Origin of the sequence: Bifidobacterium simiiventris, assembly GCF_019331715.1 — a bacterium.
Taxonomy (GTDB): domain Bacteria; phylum Actinomycetota; class Actinomycetes; order Actinomycetales; family Bifidobacteriaceae; genus Bifidobacterium; species Bifidobacterium simiiventris.
Genome location: NZ_JAHBBG010000004.1, coordinates 74139 through 88231, shown reverse-complemented (window position 1 = coordinate 88231; position 14093 = coordinate 74139). Strand labels below are relative to the sequence as shown.

General features: G+C 63.5%; 13 protein-coding genes and 1 pseudogene. 11 read left to right on the top strand and 3 right to left on the bottom strand.

The window, feature by feature from the left end; translation table 11 throughout:
- Positions 1–21 precede the first annotated feature (21 nt).
- The 9 genes from KIH76_RS06045 (at position 22) to rlmN (ending at position 9284) form a co-directional block, all read left to right on the top strand.
- Complete coding sequence (locus KIH76_RS06045; protein WP_214373884.1) at positions 22–2070, top strand: AMP-dependent synthetase/ligase; 2049 nt, start codon at positions 22–24, stop codon at positions 2068–2070.
- 3 nt (positions 2071–2073) lie between these two features.
- Positions 2074–2559 (top strand): peptide deformylase, encoded by a 486-nt coding sequence (locus tag KIH76_RS06040; protein ID WP_214373767.1) that lies wholly within the window; start codon positions 2074–2076, stop codon positions 2557–2559.
- Positions 2560–2841: 282 nt separating this feature from the next.
- Positions 2842–3663 carry a 30S ribosomal protein S2 gene (gene rpsB, locus KIH76_RS06035; RefSeq protein WP_214373768.1) on the top strand — a complete coding sequence of 274 codons (822 nt, stop codon included), beginning with the start codon at positions 2842–2844 and terminating at the stop codon, positions 3661–3663.
- A 74-nt stretch (positions 3664–3737) separates the two neighbouring features.
- Positions 3738–4595, top strand: coding sequence for a translation elongation factor Ts (tsf, locus tag KIH76_RS06030; RefSeq protein ID WP_214373769.1), 858 nt, complete (start codon positions 3738–3740; stop codon positions 4593–4595).
- 158 nt (positions 4596–4753) lie between these two features.
- The gene (locus KIH76_RS06025) at positions 4754–5437 is read left to right on the top strand and encodes a hypothetical protein (protein WP_214373770.1); all 684 of its coding nucleotides are present in this window, start codon (positions 4754–4756) and stop codon (positions 5435–5437) included.
- Between the two features lie 136 nt (positions 5438–5573).
- Positions 5574–6314, top strand: coding sequence for a UMP kinase (pyrH, locus tag KIH76_RS06020; RefSeq protein WP_214373771.1), 741 nt, complete (start codon positions 5574–5576; stop codon positions 6312–6314).
- Positions 6315–6388: 74 nt separating this feature from the next.
- Complete coding sequence (frr, locus tag KIH76_RS06015) at positions 6389–6943, top strand: ribosome recycling factor (protein WP_214373772.1); 555 nt, start codon at positions 6389–6391, stop codon at positions 6941–6943.
- A 73-nt stretch (positions 6944–7016) separates the two neighbouring features.
- Positions 7017–8003 (top strand): phosphatidate cytidylyltransferase, encoded by a 987-nt coding sequence (locus KIH76_RS06010; RefSeq protein WP_214373885.1) that lies wholly within the window; start codon positions 7017–7019, stop codon positions 8001–8003.
- Between the two features lie 93 nt (positions 8004–8096).
- Positions 8097–9284, top strand: a complete 1188-nt coding sequence (rlmN, locus tag KIH76_RS06005) for a dual-specificity RNA methyltransferase RlmN (RefSeq protein WP_214373773.1) — start codon at positions 8097–8099, stop codon at positions 9282–9284.
- A 25-nt stretch (positions 9285–9309) separates the two neighbouring features.
- Here rlmN and KIH76_RS06000 read toward each other — a convergent pair whose 3' ends face one another.
- Positions 9310–10095 (bottom strand): hypothetical protein, encoded by a 786-nt coding sequence (locus tag KIH76_RS06000; RefSeq protein WP_219069848.1) that lies wholly within the window; start codon positions 10093–10095, stop codon positions 9310–9312.
- Positions 10096–10270: 175 nt separating this feature from the next.
- On the opposite strand from KIH76_RS06000, the gene KIH76_RS05995 reads away from it, so the two are divergent.
- Entirely contained in the window at positions 10271–10744 is a 474-nt protein-coding gene (locus KIH76_RS05995; protein WP_214373775.1) for a MerR family transcriptional regulator, read from the top strand.
- 35 nt (positions 10745–10779) lie between these two features.
- Complete coding sequence (locus KIH76_RS05990; RefSeq protein ID WP_219069846.1) at positions 10780–11550, top strand: carboxymuconolactone decarboxylase family protein; 771 nt, start codon at positions 10780–10782, stop codon at positions 11548–11550.
- A gap of 104 nt (positions 11551–11654) precedes the next feature.
- On the opposite strand, the gene KIH76_RS05985 is transcribed toward KIH76_RS05990, so the two are convergent.
- Both KIH76_RS05985 and KIH76_RS05980 read right to left on the bottom strand, forming a co-directional pair.
- Positions 11655–12785, bottom strand: coding sequence for a 5-methyltetrahydropteroyltriglutamate--homocysteine S-methyltransferase (locus KIH76_RS05985; protein WP_214373777.1), 1131 nt, complete (start codon positions 12783–12785; stop codon positions 11655–11657).
- A 112-nt stretch (positions 12786–12897) separates the two neighbouring features.
- A pseudogene (locus KIH76_RS05980) lies at positions 12898–13926 on the bottom strand (cation diffusion facilitator family transporter).
- Between the last annotated feature and the right edge of the window lie 167 nt (positions 13927–14093).

Sequence of the window (14093 nt, the reverse complement as noted above, 5' to 3'; positions counted from 1 at the left end):
CGAGGCGCTATTATGTTCCGTATGTTGCGTGAATATTCAGTGGATACGATTCGGCCCACGACCGAGAAGGACACCATCTACTCGCTGCTCGCCAACCGCGTCGAGCACGATCCCGATGATCTGATCGCCCAATGGCAGGACGATGAGACCCGTCAATGGCATGACGTGACCGCCGGCGAGATGGGCGCACGCGTACGTCAGATCGCCAAGGGACTCATGGGGCTGGGTGTCAAGCCCGGCAGTATGGTGCTCATCTATTCTGCCACCTGCTATGAATGGGGCGTCGTCGATTTCGCGTGCGCCGCCATCGGCGCGGTCAGCGTGCCGGTCTACGAGACGGACTCAGCCAAGCAGGCGGCGAACATCGTCGAAGACGTGAACCCGGTGATCGCCTTCGCCGGCGACTACGCGCATGCGCAGGTGCTGGATCAGATCCGCGTCGGCCGAGACGGACTCAAATACGTGTTCAACTTCAAGGCCGCCGGCCTCGATGCGGTGGCCGACTTCGGCGAGTCGGTCTCCGACGAGGATCTGGACCGTGCCATCGAACGCGTCAAGGCCGATGACATGGCCACGATCGTGTATACGTCCGGCTCCACCGGCAAGCCGAAGGGCGCGATGCTCTCGCACCGCAACTTCACCCACACCGTGCTCAACGGCTACGAGGTGCTCAACGACATGCTCTACCAGCCGAGCCGTCTGCTGCTGTTCCTGCCGCTGGCGCACTGCTTCGCCCGGTACATTCAGTATGTGGCGATCGGGTCGCATGGCGTGGTCGGATACATTCCGGGGGCCAAGCATCTGCTGTCCGACCTGCGCAGCTTCAAGCCGACCTATCTGCTCGGCGTGCCGCGCGTGTTCGAGAAGGTCTACAACGCCGCCTCGCAGAAGGCCGGCAACGGCATTCAGGGACGCGTATTCGCCAAGGCGGTCTCCCATTTCGTGCAGTGGTCGAAGGACGAGCAGGACACCGGCCGGCATTCGGTCAGGTCCCGGCTCGAGCATGCCTTCTTCATGAAGACCGTGGGCGCATCGATCCGCTCCGCCCTCGGACCGAATCTCAAGTACCTTGCCTGCGGCGGAGCGCCGCTCAACGTCGACCTCGCCCATTTCTTCAACGGCCTCGACGGCATCACGTTCATCCAGGGCTACGGCATGACCGAGACGGCCGCGCCGTGCATGGTCAACTTCCAGGACTCCAACCGCGTCGGGTCGGTCGGACATCCGGGCTGCGCCGAGGTGAAGCTGGCCGACGACGACGAACTGCTCATCCGCGGCGAAAGCGTCTTCCTCGGCTACTACAAGCAGCCGGAGCTCACCAAGGAAGTGCTCGAGCCGGATGGATGGCTGCATACCGGAGACCTCGCGACAATCGACGACGACGGGTTCATCTACATCACCGGCCGCAAGAAGGACATCATCATCACCGCAGGCGGCAAGAACATCAGTCCGGCCCCGATGGAGGACACGATCGGCACCTGTCCGATCGTCTCACACGCCGTCGTGGTCGGCGACGGCAAGCCGTTCGTCTCCGCGCTCATCGAACTCGATCCGGAGATGACCCGGTCCTGGCTCGAATCCCAAGGTCTCGACCCCGACATGCCGCTGGGGGAGGTCGCGCAGTCGGACGCCGTCCGCGCGTTCGTCCAGCAGTACATCGACCAGGCGAACAGCAATGTGTCCCGCGCCGAGTCGGTACGCAAGTTCGTCATTCTCGACGACACCTTCAGCCAGGACAAGGGCACACTGACCGCCAGTATGAAGGTCGTGCGCCCGAAGGTATTGCAGCGTTACGCCGACGTGATCGAAAACGAGATCTACACGTCCAAGTCGCCGGCTCGCCCGCTGCCGAAGACCGTGCAGATCCTCGACCGGACCACCGAGACGGTCAAGCAGGCGTCCGAAAGCGTCAAGCAGGCGTCCGAGAACGTGACGCCGATGGTTCGCCAGGCGTTTGATACCATGCAGGACAGGATCAAGCGTCAGCAGGCCGATCCCGAGACCGAGTCGGACAGCGGCGAGACGAACGAGGCAGACGGCAAGACCGCCGGTACAGACAACGAGGAGTGACAATTGGCCATCCGAGAAATCCGAGTAGTACCCGATCCCGTGCTGCGCACCCCGTGCGACGAGATCACGTCCATCACGCCGGCCGTGCGCCGGCTGGTCGCCGACCTGCTGGAAACCGTCGACGACCCGGGCAGGGCCGGCCTGTCCGCCAACCAGATCGGCGTGAGCCTACGCGCGTTCTCGTACAACATCGAAGGCAAGATCGGCTACATCCTCAACCCGGTGATGGAGGAGAAGCGCGGCGAACAGTACGGGGACGAAGGCTGCCTGTCGGTGCCCGGCCTGTGGTACAAGACGCGGCGCGCCGACTACGCCCGCGTACGCGGCATCGATCTGGACGGCAACGAAGTGGTGCTCGAAGGTAGCGGCCTGATGGGCCGCATGCTTCAGCACGAATGCGACCACCTCGACGGGCACGTCTATCTTGACCGGCTCGAGAAGGAGGAGCGCCGCGAGGCCATGCGCTACATGCGCAGTCACGCGAAGTGAGCGTCCGCATCCTTCCATACCGCATGCAAATGTGCCGCGCCCGTCGCCGACCGATGGGCGCGGCACATTTGTATGCGGCACATAGTATTCTGAAACTTCGTGTGCCATCCGGCAACGGCCGCAGTCGCAGGCGGCCCGAGCCAACCAACTGTTGTCAACCGGCACACGACATATCGCGCCATGTCCGCGACGGCCTGTGTCGGTCGGCTGAGCCCCGCAAGGGCGTATGCTGCACGCAGGCGCGCATGGCCAGGCAATAACCGACAAGAAAGGTAGTGCACTATGGCACAGATCACGATGAGCGAAATGCTCAAGGCCGGCCTCCACTTCGGTCACCAGACCCGTCGTTGGAACCCGAAGATGAAGCAGTTCATCCTCACCCAGCGCAACGGCATCCACATCATCAACCTGTTCAAGTCGCTCGAAATGATCGACAAGGCGTACGACTTCATCAAGACCACGGTCGCCCACAACGGCACCGTGCTGTTCGTCGGCACCAAGAAGCAGGCTCAGGAAGCCGTTTCGGCCCAGGCCACCCGCGTGAACATGCCGTATGTCTCCGAGCGTTGGCTCGGCGGCATGCTGACCAACTTCCAGACCGTGTCCAAGCGCGTGAACCGTCTTAAGGAGCTCGAGGAGATGGACTTCTCCGACGTGCACGGCTCCGGTCTGACCAAGAAGGAACTGCTGCTGCTCGAGCGCGAAAAGGACAAGCTGTCCAAGCAGCTGGGCGGTATCCGCAACATGACCCGCACCCCTTCCGCGATGTTCGTCGTTGACATCAACAAGGAAGCCCTGGCCGTCGAGGAAGCCCACAAGCTGGGCATCCCGGTCGTGGCCCTTGTCGACACCAACGCCGATCCGGAAGCCGTCGAGTACCCGATCCCGGCCAACGATGACGCCATCCGCGGCATCGAGCTGCTGACCAGCCTCATGGCCGACGCCGTGGCCGAGGGTCTGCTGGAGCGTTCCGGCAAGGCCGCCAAGGCCGAGGGCGAGACCGAGCAGCCGATGGCCGCTTGGGAGAAGGAGCTGCTGACCGAGGGCAACGCCCCGCAGGCCGCTCCCGCCGCCGCTGAAGCCGAGGGCGAAGCCCAGGCCTGAGCATCCGTTATGATGGGAGGCGGCAACGTCTCCCATTCATATATGGGAACACATCGAGTCTAGAGGAGACAAACATGGCAGCAATCACTGCAGCTCTGATCAAGCAGGTGCGCGAGGACACCGGCGCCGGCATGATGGACGTCAAGAAGGCCCTGACCGAGGCCGAAGGCGACGTGGCACGCGCCAAGGAGATCATCCGCGCCAAGGGCATCCAGGCCGCCGGCAAGCGTGAAGGCCGCAAGGCCCAGGAAGGCACCATCGCCTCCAAAGTCGTCGAGACCGCGAACGGTGAGACCGGCTACGCCGTCGAGCTGAACTCCGAGACCGACTTCGTGGCCAAGACCCCGAAGTTCGTCGAGTTCGCCGACACCGTGCTCGGCTACGCCGTGGCCGCCGACGCCAACTCCGCCGACGAACTGCTCGAGGCCAAGGCCGAGGACGGCACCGTCAAGGTCGCCATCGAAGAGGCCGCCGCCCTGTTCGGCGAGCATGTCAAGGTCGGCCAGTTCGCCAAGATCTCCGGCGAGCACGTCGAGATCTACGCGCACAAGAAGTCCGTCGAGATGCCGCCGAGCATCGTCGCCATGATCGCCACCGACAAGGCCGGTGCCGCCGTGGCCCACGAGGCCGCTCTGCAGATCTCCGCGATGGGCGCCAAGTGGCTGACCCGTGAGGACGTCCCGGCCGATGTGGTCGAGTCCGAGCGTCGTGTGGCCACCGAGAAGTCCCTGGCCGAAGGCAAGCCGGAGAAGATCGTCCCGAAGATCGTCGAGGGTCGTCTCAACGCCTTCTACAAGGAAGTCGTGCTGCTCGAGCAGCCGTTCGTCAAGGATCCGTCCAAGACCGTCGGCAAGCTGTTCGAGGAAGTCGGCGGCAAGGCCACCGCTTTCGCGCGCATCGAGGTCGGCAAGGGCGAAGAGGACGCCGAGTGATCTAGGCTTCATGCCTCATCACACGGCGGCTCACGCTGAACCGCACTGACAAAGACGGATCATGCCAAGGCGCATGGTCCGTCTTTTTGCATCTTCATCGGTCTATAGTGGTACCCGGAAATCACCATCCGACCTGTGAAACGACATGAGGGAGCCACATGATAGAGACAACGATGGGGAAGGGCGGCATCAAGCCCACCTGCGCACGACGGGGCTGGTGCAAGAACAGGATCGCCGCGCAGGACGCGGCCAAACGCGTGTTGCTGATGCCGGGCACCGGCTACAACTGCGATCGTCCGCTGCTGTACTACGCGGCGACGGCGTTGGTCGAGGACGGTTGGCACGCCGACCGGCTGGACGTGAACGCCGACCTGTCGAAGACTCCTGCGCCCCGTATTTTCGCCATGCTGTCCGCGGCGGTGGACCAGTGGCTGGACGACGTGCGTGCCGACGCCGGCGACGGATCCATGCCGGATGTGTTGGTCGTAGGCAAATCGCTGTCCACCTTCATCTATCCGCACGTTGCGCAACTCGGCGTGCCGATGGCATTGCTGACGCCGGTGTTCTCCCCGGCCGATTTCGATCCCGCCCGTTCCGTGATCCCCGTGCCGGGCGACACGGATTACCACGCCGGGCACGCTCCCGACCCGCTGATCTGCGCAGGCACCGCCGATCCTCTGTACGACAGCGAACGCGCGCATCGTCTGAGCGCGAAGGTCCACGAATACGCCGATGCAAACCATTCGATCGAGATTCCGGGGGACTGGCGCACCTCGATGCGCTATCTTGGCGAGGTGACCGAGAACGTCGTGCGATATGCGCGTTCCGCGACCCTGCGGTGACGACGAAGGACGATCTGCAGACGGGCGCACAAGCCATGAACCGGCGCTGTCGTAGTTTACGGATAGTCTGATAGACGGTAAATTTACGGTCCGTCGGACCATATCGGTTCACGGGCCGGTTGAAGAAAGGCTGTGTATGACTGGAGAAAACAAGCCTCGCAGAGTGCTGCTCAAGCTGTCCGGCGAAGCGTTCGGCGGCGGCAAGGTCGGCATCGACACGCATGTGGTGCGTCGCATCGCCGAGGAGATCGTGCCCGCCGTCCAGCAGGGCGTGCAGGTCGCGATCGTGACGGGCGGCGGCAACTTCTTCCGCGGCGCCGAACTGCAGCAGGCCGGCATCGACCGTTCCCGCGGCGATTACATGGGCATGCTCGGCACCGTGATGAACTGCCTCGCGCTGCAGGACTTCCTCGAGCAGGAAGGCCAGGCCACCCGCGTGCAGACCGCCATCACCATGGGCCAGGTCGCCGAGCCGTACATCCCGCTCAAGGCCATCCGCCATCTTGAAAAGGGCCGCGTCGTCATCTTCGGCGCCGGTGCCGGCATGCCGTACTTCTCCACCGACACCGTCTCCATCCAGCGTTCGCTGGAAATCCACTGCGATGAGGTCCTCATGGGCAAGAACGGCGTCGACGGCGTGTACACCGCCGATCCGCGCAAGCACCCGGATGCGCAGCGGTTCGCCACGCTCGACTACAATCGCGCGCTCGTCGACAACCTCGCCGTCATGGACGCGTCCGCGCTGTCGATGGCCCGCGACAACAAGCAGTGCATCCGCGTGTTCGGGCTCGAGGGCGCCGGCAACGTGACCAAGGCGCTGCTCGGCGACGGTATCGGCACGCTTGTCTCCGATGCCGAATCCACACTCGCCGACTGACGGCACCGGACGCGCCCAGGCGCATTCAACGACGAATACAGCAACCATCAACCAATCCAAAGGAGCAACACATCATGGCTAATCTTGTCGAACAGGCCAAGGACCAGATGAAGAAGACCGTCGAGAACACCAAGGAGAACTTCTCCGGCATCCGCACCGGCCGCGCCAACCCGGCGCTGCTCAACGGCATCACCGTGGAGTCCTACGGCATGACCATGCCGCTCAAGTCCGTCGCCACCATCGGTGTTCCGGAACCGCGCACCCTGTCGGTCTCCCCGTTCGATCCGTCGCAGGCCAACGCCGTCGAGAAGGCGCTGCGCGATTCCGATCTCGGCGCCTCCCCGCGCCGCGACGGCAACGTGATCCGACTGACCATGCCGGAGCTCACCGAGGAACGTCGCAAGGAATACGTCAAGCTCGCCAAGACCAAGTCCGAGGAGGGCAAGGTCGCCGTGCGCAACATCCGCCGCAAGACCAAGGAGTCCATCGACAAGTCCGTCAAGGACGGCGACATGGGCGAGGACGAGGGCGATCGTCTGCTCAAGGAGCTCGACAAGGTCACCAAGCAGGTCACCGATGAGCTCGACGCGCTGCTCGAGACCAAGCAGAAGGAGATCATGGAGGTCTGAACAGGCCCCTGTGCACCGGCTTCCCCATATAGGGGAGCCTTCATGATGTCGGACGACAAACGGGAGATACGTGATGGAGACGCGCGCGCAGCGTGAGCAGGAGGCCGAGGAGGCCATCGACGCGATCAATAAAAAGACCGGCCGTAACATGCCGCAGGCAATTGCGACGGCAGTGATCCTGATCGCCATCATCCTCGCATGCCTGCTGATCAGCATCGATCTGTTCGTGGCCCTGCTGGTCGTGTTCATGATGCTCGCGCTGTGGGAGCTGCGCGTCGATTTCGCGACGGCCGGACTGCACATTCCGGTGATCATGCTGTGGATCTGCTCGACCGTCACGCTGGTGGCGGCATACTACAGCCCGTACCACATCGTCGCCATGGCGATGTGCATCATGGTCTCGGCGGTGCTGGTGGCGTTGTCCGCCAGCGCCAAGGTGAGCATCGGCACCAGGCTGTCCACCGCCGTCGCCAGCAAGCTCGCCAACACCGACGCCGCGGCGCGCCTGGAATCCTCCTTCAACCACGAAGGCGGCGAACAGCATCACAGCCGGCTTAGCCACGTGGCCGTCTCGCTGTTCACGCTGCTGTACATCCCGTTGCTCGGCTCGTGCATCGTGATCCCGCTGACGTTCAACGGGCATCCGGTGGCCCACGCGATCATGCTCGTGTTCCTGCCGGCCCTGAGCGACACCGGCGGCCTGTTCGCCGGCGCATGGTTCGGTAAGCACAAGCTCAGCCCGCGCATCTCGCCGAAGAAGTCCGTGGAGGGACTGATCGGCTCCATGCTGTTCGCCATGGCCGGCGCGTTCGCGATCTTCGCCTGCACGTATGAACCGTCCCGCTGGGCCGACCGCTGGTGGGTGCCGGTCGTCGCCGGTATCATGATCGGCGTCGTCGGCACGTTCGGTGATCTGTGCGCGTCCATGCTCAAACGCGACATCGGCATCAAGGACATGGGCCATCTGCTCAAGGGCCACGGCGGCGTGATGGATCGCATCGACTCCATCGTGCTGTCGGCGCCGTTCACCTGCCTGTTGCTATGGGCCACCGGGCTGTGATTCGTCCCGGAGAGACTGACGAACAACGATGACAATCGAAATGCCATTCCGTGCCACGGGCCGGGATGGCATTCTTCATGATCGGAGCATGACATGAGCGAACACCACGATATGCCGGAGACCGGCATCACGCCCGGCGGCACCAGCGGCGCGTTCCGCGACGTGCTGTCCAAGGATCACGCACGACGGGGCAAGCCGCCGCTGCATTTCGCCGACATGACCGCCGAACAGCGCATCGACAAGGCGAAGGAGCTGGGCCTGCCGAAGTTCCGCGTCAAGCAGCTTGCCAACCACTACTATGGCCATTTCGACGTGAACGCCGAGGAATTCAGCGATTTCCCCGCCGCCAAGCGAACCGAAGCGGCCGAGGCGTTCTTCCCCGAGCTGATCCACGAAGTCACCAGGCAGGTCGCCGACAACGGCATGACCATCAAGACCCTGTGGCGCCTGTTCGACGGATCGCACATCGAATCGGTGCTCATGCGTTATCCGACGCGCACCACGCTGTGCATCTCCTCGCAGGTCGGCTGCGGCATGGGCTGCCCGTTCTGCGCCACCGGCAAACTGGGACTTACCAGGAACATGTCCGCAGGGGAGATCCTCGAACAGGTGCGTGTCGCCGCGCGCATGATGCGCGACGGCGAAGTCGCCGGCGGCCCGGGCCGACTGAGCAACATCGTGTTCATGGGCATGGGCGAGCCGATGGGCAACTACAATTCCGTGCTGTCCGCGGTGCGTCAGATCAGCGCCATGCCGCCCGAGGGATTCGGCATCTCGGCCCGCAACATCACCGTTTCCACCGTCGGCGTCGTCCCCGGCATCAAGAAACTCACCGCCGAGGGCATTCCGGTGCGTCTTGCTGTGTCATTGCACGCGCCAAGTGACGAATTGCGTGACGAGCTCGTGCCGATGAACCGCCGGTTCAACACCACGCAGGTGCTGGATGCCGCGCATGACTATTTCCTTGCCTCCAAACGCCGCGTCAGCATCGAATACGCGCTCATGCGCGGCATCAACGACCAGGCCGAGCATGCCCGTCTGCTGGCGAAGCGGCTCAACCATTACGGCGACGACTGGGCGCACGTCAACCCGATCCCGCTCAACCCGATCGAGGGATCGCGCTGGACGGCGTCGAAGCCCGAGGACGAACAGCGGTTCCTCGATATCCTCCACGCCGCCGGCATCACTGCGACGCTGCGTGACACGCGCGGTCAGGATATCGACGGCGCGTGCGGCCAGCTTGCTGCCAAGACCAAGGCGGCGTTCGAGCGTCGGTCATGAACCGGCAGCTCCGGACGTCGTTCGGTTAATCGTCCAAGGTGATTTTCGGTGCGATGGCGACGCCGTGCCGGCGAAAAACGTCGACGGCGGCCATGTAGCCTGTCGACGGCGTCTGCGGGGCGGCAAGCACCGTGCGCTCGTCCCCACCTGAAGCCTGTGACGAGTGGGTTTGGTCGTCGAACAGCAGTGCGACGACCAAACCGGCCACCATTTCCTTCGTCGCATCATGCACGGCACCGTTCGATGTCGAGACATGGCCGTTGGCCGAGGACAGTGCCGCCGCCAACGGCGCAAGATCATGTTTGGTCGCCTCGTCGATGTCATCCAGCTGATCGTACAGGGCGAACAGCCATGCGCGGCGACCGGCGATAGGCCCGTCGAGCCGTTCGCGGGTCGCCGCGACCAGCGGCTCGATCGGCACGGCCGGCGTGTGTTCGGGATCGCGATGCTCACGGTTGTCGGCGATGTCTCCCATAAGATGCTGTATGTCGCATTCGTCGATCAGCACGGCGGATTGCGCGTATGCGGTGGCGATCGCATCAGCGTCGACGAATCTGCCGCCTTCGGATTGGAACCGAACGCGTTTCGGCTCGCTGTAGTAGTGCGACATGCCGAACGTGACATACTGCGGCGTGGTGTCCTGTATCTCCCTGACCGCGTCGGCGACCTTGCGCATATCCGCCAGAGGCTGATGCACTGCGATCACGGACAGCACCTGTTTCGCGTCCTTCAGCGTCAGCGGCTGGCCGATCGTCGCCTGACGACCGATCTGATGATTGAATAGATGTTCGATCGTTGCGAAGAGTCCCATTGCTCGCGTTCCTTTCCGCGTGGAGGCAAACGCCATGCCCGCGCATCCTGTCGTCGGCAAAACAGTCTAGTGCCCCGTGCCACGCGATGATCGGACGGGAACGAATGGCGAACGCGGACATGCCTGGCGTGTCGTCGGTTTACTTCGAGTGCTTGAAGTATCTAGAGTACGAATCATGAGCACCACGACCACCACTTGGCACACGATCCGTGAGGCGTCATTGATTTCCGGACTGCCAGAATCCACGTTGCGCTATTACGAGCAGATCGGCATCATCGACCCCATCGCGCGCGATCCAAGCTCCGGGCACCGCGCATATTCCGACGACGATCTCGAAGCGATCTCCATCGTCTCCTGTCTTGCGGCCACGGGCATGCCGATCGATGCGATGCGCGCGTATCTGAGGAACCGTTTCGACGGTCCGGACGGGGCGCGCCGGCAGATGGAACTGCTTGACGCGCAGGCATTGCGGCTGGCGGCCAAGGCGGAGAGTATCCGCATGCAGCAGGCGTACGTCTCGTTCAAGACCCTGTATTGGCGGGCCATCGCCGAGGGACGCGAGCAGGATGCGGAGCAACTGCTTGAGGAGAACCGCGATATCGTGGAGAAGGTCAAGCGGCTGCAAGTCGGCGGCAAAGCCGGACAGTGACCACCATACAATGAACGGATTTCAAGGAGTCGAACATGTTCGAGGGGCTGCGCAACAGCATGAACAAATTCTGGAACAGCGATAAGACGCTGGCCGAAACCGATCCCGAATTCGTGGAACTGTTCTCGAATTTCGCGTATGACGAGGTGATCAACGAGCCGGGAGCGAACCATCCCGATTTGGACGACGCGACGCGGGCGATGGCGATCCTCGCCACGCTGATCGGATGCCAGGGGCTTGATGACTATGAGCTGATGGTGCCGGTGGCTCTGGAATCAGGGGTCAGTCCTGTCGAAATCAAGGAGATCGTGTACCAGTCGGTCGCCTATCTCGGGTTCGGCCGCGTGCTGCCGTTCCTGAAGAAGACCAACGAGGTGTTCGAGTCGAAGAACATCGCCCTGCCGCTCGCACCGCAGTCGACCACCACGCCGGAAACGCGTGTGGATGCCGGGGAGAAAGCGCAGGTCGACATCTTCGGCGAGCACATGCGCGGCTTCGCGCACTCCGGTCCGAAGGAGACGCGGCATATCAACAAATGGCTGGCCGGCAACTGCTTCGGCGACTATTACACGCGCGGCGGACTCGATCATCGCCAGCGCGAGATGATCACGCTGTGCTTCCTGGCAGCGCAGGGCGGCTGCGAACCGCAGCTGGTCGCGCATGCGGGCGCGAACCTCAAGGTCGGCAACGAGAAGGCGTTCCTGATCGCGGTCATCTCGCAGTGCATGCCGTACATCGGCTATCCACGCACGCTCAACGCGATCCGGTGCATCAACGAGGCAGCTGCGAAGGCGGACGAGCAGTAAAACAGCCCGAACATACGAGAACGGGGTTGTGGCGGCCGGAGGGAAATTCTCCCCGGCCGCCACAACCCCGTTCTCATGTCATGACGGCTCGCCTCGCGACGAGATCAGTCGTGCCAGACCTCCTTGGCGATGGACTGCACGAGCGCGATCTTGGCCCACTGCTGCTCCTCGGTGAGCTTATTGCCCTCCTCGGTGGAGGCGAAACCGCACTGGGTGGACAGACACAGACGGTCAAGCGGCACATACTGCGCGGCCTCGGCGATGCGCGCCTTGATGACTTTGGGATCCTCGAGCTCGGGCTTCTTCGACGTGATCAGGCCGAGCACGACCTTCTTGTCGCCCGAGACCTTGGCGAGCGGGGCGAAGTCGCCGGAACGGTCGTCGTCGAACTCGAGGTAGTAGGCGGCGACGTTCTCCTTGCCGAACAACACGTCGGCCACGACCGAATAGCCGCCGGCGGACGCCCACGTCGAATGGTAGTTGCCGCGGCAGTCGTGCGTGGCGACCACCAGATCGGCGGGCAGGTCGGCGATCGCCGCATTGTTCATCGCCGCGTACTGCTCCTGCATGGCGGCGAACTCCTCGGGAGTGTAGTGGGAGTTGAAGTTCGGGTCGCAGAACATGCCCCACGTGCAGTCGTCGAGCTGCACGTTGCGGCAGCCGGCCTCGTACAGGGCCATGATCAGGCCGTGGAACGCGGCCGCGGTGTCGTCGGCCAGCTGGTCGTAGGCGGCCTGGTCGTCGCCGTAGAACTCGTGCACGGATGCGATGTTCTCCGGACGGAACAGCTCGGCGTACAGCTGCGAGGGGGAGGGGATGGTCTGGCGGGCCACGACCGTGTCGTCCTCGAAAGCTTTGAGGAAGCGGAAGTGGTCGACGAATGGGTGCGTGCTGTCGAACGCGATCTTGCCGGATAGGCGGGCGGATTCGGCGCGGGTCACCTCGTCGTGGAACACGTAGCCCTGGTCGATGGAGACCTTCTCAACACCGGCGAAGCCCCACATGCAGTCGAGGTGCCACCAGCCGCGGCGGAACTCGCCGTCGGTGATGGCGTGCAGTCCGGCGGCCTTCTGCTTGGCGACGAGCTCGGTGATGCACTGATCCTCGACGGCCTTGAGCGCGGCGGCGTCGATCCGACCGGCTTCATAGTCGGCGCGGGCGGCCTTGAGCTCGGCCGGACGCAGGTAGCTGCCGACCACGTCGGCGCGGAACGGCGCGTTGTGCGAATATGCCATGATTCCTCACGATCTTGCGCATCGGTTGCGCATTGCGATTGGTTGGTACGTTGCGTAACCTTACCGCAACCCGGCCGACTTGGTACGCCGCGCGTCCCACGCACCGGTCATGTCACGCGTTCGCGTTCGCGTTGCGGTGCGCCTCCGGGCGGAAGACATCGGGTTCCACGTAGATTTCGAACCGGTACCATGGCAGTGCGCCGCGCACCGCGCGTTCGATCTTGTCGACCGTTTCCACGTCGTAGTCGCGGTCGAGCTTCGACGTTTCGACCTTGAGACACAGCAGGATGTCGTCTTCGGACATGTGGATCGTCTGCATGTTGAGCAGCCGGTCCACGCCGGGCGTCGACGTGACCGCGGCGACGATCTCGTCGCGCGTCACCCGGTCGACGGTCTCGCCGAGCAAGAGTGAGCCGGACTTGAACGCGAGCAGCAGCGAACCGGCGATCAATACCAGACCGACCATCAGGCCGCCGATCGCATCCCACAGTTCATCGTCGAGCATGATCGCGAGGCCTATGCCGGCTCCGGCGAACGCGAGACCGATCAGCGCGAGCGTGTCCTCCATGATGACGGAGGCAAGTTCGGCCGACTTGGTGCGCCGCCAGAACCGGAAGATGCCCATGTGCGGCGTGCGCGTGCGCGTCATGCGTTCGTTCGCTTCTTTGACGCTCGAATGCAGGCCGTAGCCTTCGAGACAGGCGCTGACGACGACCACGACGAGCGCGGCCGTCAGTTCGATCTGGTTGGCGTCGCGCAACGCCGGATCGGCGGCGACGGCAATGATCTTCTTGACCGCCTCGGAGGTGGAGAAGAAGCCGCCGACGAAGAACAGCAGCGTGGCGACAACGAACGACGCGAGGTATTTCGCACGGTACAGGCCGAACGGATGGTCACCGTCGGTGCGATGCTTGGAGAAGCGGCCGCCGATCATGAGGACGATCTCGTTCGAGCAGTCGGCGATCGAGTGCACGGATTCGGATAGCATGGCGGATGATCCGGTGAACGCGGCCGCTCACAGTTTGGCGGCCGCGACGCCGATGTTCGCGGCGAGGGCCGCTTTGACGGCGGCTCCTGCATGCTTGGTCTGTTGGTGGATCGCCGCGTCGTCGGCCGCAATCCGGTTATGCGTTTCGCTCATGATTCCCTCTTGCCCATGATGTGCCTTGAAACACCACACATTGTAGGAGCATCGGGGACCTGCGGCGAATGATGAAGGACGGTGCGCGATAACGTGTGCGGCCTCAAGGCGCACCGAGGGAAGGCGTGCTTCAGCACGTCGACCGAGGAGCAACGTGGAGGACGCTC

What these genes read in the sequence shown, in the direction of transcription:
- KIH76_RS06045 (WP_214373884.1), top strand. Translation starts at nt 22, where the DNA reads ATGTTGCGTGAATATTCAGTGGATACGATTCGGCCCACGACCGAGAAG.
- rpsB (WP_214373768.1), top strand. Translation starts at nt 2,842, where the DNA reads ATGGCACAGATCACGATGAGCGAAATGCTCAAGGCCGGCCTCCACTTC.
- tsf (WP_214373769.1), top strand. Translation starts at nt 3,738, where the DNA reads ATGGCAGCAATCACTGCAGCTCTGATCAAGCAGGTGCGCGAGGACACC.
- KIH76_RS06025 (WP_214373770.1), top strand. Translation starts at nt 4,754, where the DNA reads ATGATAGAGACAACGATGGGGAAGGGCGGCATCAAGCCCACCTGCGCA.
- pyrH (WP_214373771.1), top strand. Translation starts at nt 5,574, where the DNA reads ATGACTGGAGAAAACAAGCCTCGCAGAGTGCTGCTCAAGCTGTCCGGC.
- frr (WP_214373772.1), top strand. Translation starts at nt 6,389, where the DNA reads ATGGCTAATCTTGTCGAACAGGCCAAGGACCAGATGAAGAAGACCGTC.
- KIH76_RS06010 (WP_214373885.1), top strand. Translation starts at nt 7,017, where the DNA reads ATGGAGACGCGCGCGCAGCGTGAGCAGGAGGCCGAGGAGGCCATCGAC.
- rlmN (WP_214373773.1), top strand. Translation starts at nt 8,097, where the DNA reads ATGAGCGAACACCACGATATGCCGGAGACCGGCATCACGCCCGGCGGC.
- KIH76_RS06000 (WP_219069848.1), bottom strand. Translation starts at nt 10,095, where the DNA reads ATGGGACTCTTCGCAACGATCGAACATCTATTCAATCATCAGATCGGT.
- KIH76_RS05995 (WP_214373775.1), top strand. Translation starts at nt 10,271, where the DNA reads ATGAGCACCACGACCACCACTTGGCACACGATCCGTGAGGCGTCATTG.
- KIH76_RS05990 (WP_219069846.1), top strand. Translation starts at nt 10,780, where the DNA reads ATGTTCGAGGGGCTGCGCAACAGCATGAACAAATTCTGGAACAGCGAT.
- KIH76_RS05985 (WP_214373777.1), bottom strand. Translation starts at nt 12,785, where the DNA reads ATGGCATATTCGCACAACGCGCCGTTCCGCGCCGACGTGGTCGGCAGC.